Annotated in this window: 3 protein-coding genes; all 3 read right to left on the reverse strand. The window is 36.0% G+C overall.

The genetic code is table 11. The features are described from left to right. Positions 1-760, reverse strand: a 760-nt coding sequence (locus tag AC06OU_RS06090) for a carbohydrate ABC transporter permease (protein ID WP_475854644.1), incomplete at its 3' end; no start/stop codon positions are given. Positions 761-772: 12 nt separating this feature from the next. Further along, positions 773-1,729: an ABC transporter permease gene (locus AC06OU_RS06095; protein ID WP_475854646.1), complete on the reverse strand. Its 957-nt coding sequence runs from the start codon at positions 1,727-1,729 to the stop codon at positions 773-775. Between the two features lie 79 nt (positions 1,730-1,808). Continuing rightward, positions 1,809-3,279: extracellular solute-binding protein (locus AC06OU_RS06100; protein WP_475854648.1), on the reverse strand; the 1,471-nt coding region annotated here is incomplete at its 5' end.

The raw sequence follows: 3,279 nt of genomic DNA on the forward strand, positions 1-3,279 counted from the left end.
GGATGAGCGATTCCGTTTGCTCCCCAGATCCTTCACCTAGTTGTGCCTGATTTACTACTAAAATTTCCCTCAAAATGAGCTGAAGAGGATATTTATCCCGATCAGATAAATAAATTAACGCATTAAAATATTGATTCCATAAGCCAACTGCATGGAACAATGCCATAACCGCTATAATTGGCAACGATAGTGGCAATACAATTTTGATAAACATATAAAAATCAGATGCTCCATCAATTTTAGCTGCTTCTACTAACTGATCCGGAATACTGCTTTGGAAGAAAGTTCTCGCTACTAAAATAGACCAAGCCCCAACCACTCCAGGTATTACAATAGCCCAAATGGTATCAAGCATTCCTAAATTTTTGATTACTAAATAAGTCGGGATTAATCCACCACTGAACATCATTGTGAACAGAACAAACCATAAGATATACTTACTTCCCATCAACTCTTTTCTAGAAAGTGCATATGCACATGGTAACAGTACAAATAAATGGAGAAGTGTTCCTACTGCGGTATATAAAATGGTATTGCGATACCCTAACCAAATAGAGTCATTTTGTAATATTTTTCTATAACCTTCAAACGTAATATCGACTGGCCATAACCACATTTTCCCTGAGCTTACGGCTAAGGGATCACTTATGGAGGCACTAATTACGAAGACAAGCGGATAAACTATTAAAATGACGATGACCGTTAAGAATATTTTGTTTAGAACGTCAAAGCCTTTATCAGACAAACTAACTTTTTTCATTTGAACCCCTCCTTACCATAAGCTGTTATTGCTAGTTTTTCTTGCAACATAATTGAAGGTTATTAATAAAGCTATGTTAATGATGGAGTCAAATAAACCAATAGCTGCTGCAAAACTATATTGACCTTCTAGTAATCCAGCTTGATATACATAGGTTTGTATGACATCTGAGGTTTCAGAGTTCAAGCTATTTTGTAATAGTAAAACCTTTTCGAATCCTACAGACATAAAACTACCAATGTTTAAAATTAGAAGCACAACAATTGTTGGAAAAATGCCCGGTATGTTGATATGTAGAATTCGTTGTAATTTCGACGCCCCGTCGACTTCTGCTGCCTCATGTAGTTCTGGATTAATGCCTGCTAATGCAGCTAAGTAAATAATGGAACTCCACCCTAAAGTTTGCCATACTCCAGACCAAACAAATATATGTCTAAACCAACTAGCCTCATCTAAAAAGCGAATTTGTTCCCCGCCAAATAGAGTAATGATTTGATTGACTAAACCGTATACAGGATCTAAGAAAATAACAATCATCCCAACTACTACAACTACGGATATAAAGTGAGGAGCATATGTAAGTGTTTGAGCCCATTTTTTAAAAGCACCATTTTTCAGCTCGTTTAATGAAAGGGCCAAAATAATTGGCAAAGGGAATAATAACAATTGATATAGACTAAGAATGATTGTATTTTTTATTAATCTCCAAAAGTAGTATGAATCAAAAAAGCGCGTAAAATGATCAAATCCAATCCACGGACTTCCCCAAATCCCTTGATTAGCCATAAAGTTTTTAAAGGCTATCTGTACCCCATACATAGGAACATAATGAAAGATTAAAAAATATAAAAGCGCAGGAAGTAAGAAAACATAGAGCTGCCAGCTTTTCAGGAAATTTCTTTTGACTTTAGCAAAACGACTCACTTTCGGAACAACCCCATGCTTTGCTTTTGTTTCATTAATTTGCATATTTTTACCCCCTTCTCCCCGTTTTTCTAATATTGCAGAGGAACATAATTCCTCTGCAAATTAGAAAGCAACTCATTAATTAATCTTTGTATCTTTCATATGCCTTTTGTTGAAGCTCCATGAAGTCCTTTAATCCCATTTTTTCAATAGTTCCCACATAAGAGTCCCATTCAGTTAAAGGAGTTTCACCCGTTATAAATTTCGCTTGCATTTCTTGTACGTATTTATCAATATCTGCTTTTAAAACGGATACTCGATCATTTTCCTCTGCAGTATAGGTAAAGTTAGGCCATACTTCATCTATTAAATATGGTTCAAGCTCTTTCGTAGCCTCAATATCTCCTGGTGCATTCTCTGATCCAGTGAAGTAATCATCTGTAATCATTACCGGATGATTTCCACCTGGATTGATTAAATATTTAGCTAGTTCTTGTGTCATAGTAAGCCCGTCTTTACTATTTGTGATTTTATCTAATAGCTTCGGTCCATCAGCTGTTTGTTCAAAAGTTTCTCCTTCAATTCCCATGAAGAACATTAAAGCTCCCTCATCACTGTAGAAATGATCTAACCATCTTACAGTTTCAGCAGGGTATTTATTTTCACTCGTAATAGCAAAGTTTCCTAAGTCTCTTAATGGAGAGGTAATTCCTGTGTATAATTTTTCTCCACTTGGACCAGCTAATGCATTACCTACCACATAGTCCTTACCGATTTCTTCTCCAAATAGTTCAACAGGGTTGTAGAATTGAGTAGCTCCATATAATTCCTCAGCTGCAGCTGCCAAATATTTAGGTACGTCAATGGAGTAAATTCCTTGATCGATTAAGCCCTCTGAGTATAATTTATGCATATACTCTAACATTTCTTTATACTCTGGAGCAGTTGGGAAGAAACGAAGCTCACCAGAAGAGTCAGTATCAAGTAAAGTGTGAAGTGATCCTTTGTTTTGTACACCGAATGCACCGGAAATCCAATGCAGTATACGAGTCATAGAAACGCTACTTAAAGGAATTTCATCATTTTTTCCATTTCCATTCAAGTCAGTTTCTTTTACTGCCTTCAAGTAAGCATATAACTCATCTAAATTCTCAGGGTTTTTCATACCTAATTGATCTAACCAGTCTTTCTTTATCCACGGCTTAGCCCCTATTAAAAGAGATGTAAACTCTGGTGAATAAATAGTTGGGAAGGAATAGATATTACCATCTGGGAATGTAAGTCCTTTCTTAATTTCCGGATTTGCTTCTAACACCTTACTTAGATTAGGTGCATAATCCTCGATTAAGTCGTTCAAAGGAATAAATGTGCCCTGCTGGCCATATTTTTGTAAATCCCCTACTGGAATAGTTGCTGCATAAAAAACGTCTGGCAAAGTTCCACTAGCTAAAGCAAGGTTACGTTTCTCTTGTAATCCATCGGCTGGTACCTGCTGCCAGGTAATATCTATATTTGACATTTTTTCATATTCATTAAGTATTAATACATCGTTCCAATCATCAGCAGTAGTAGCCGACTTACCAGCGAAAATGTCCAATTTAATTGTTTCGTTT

The sequence above is a fragment of the Psychrobacillus sp. genome (assembly GCF_056205495.1).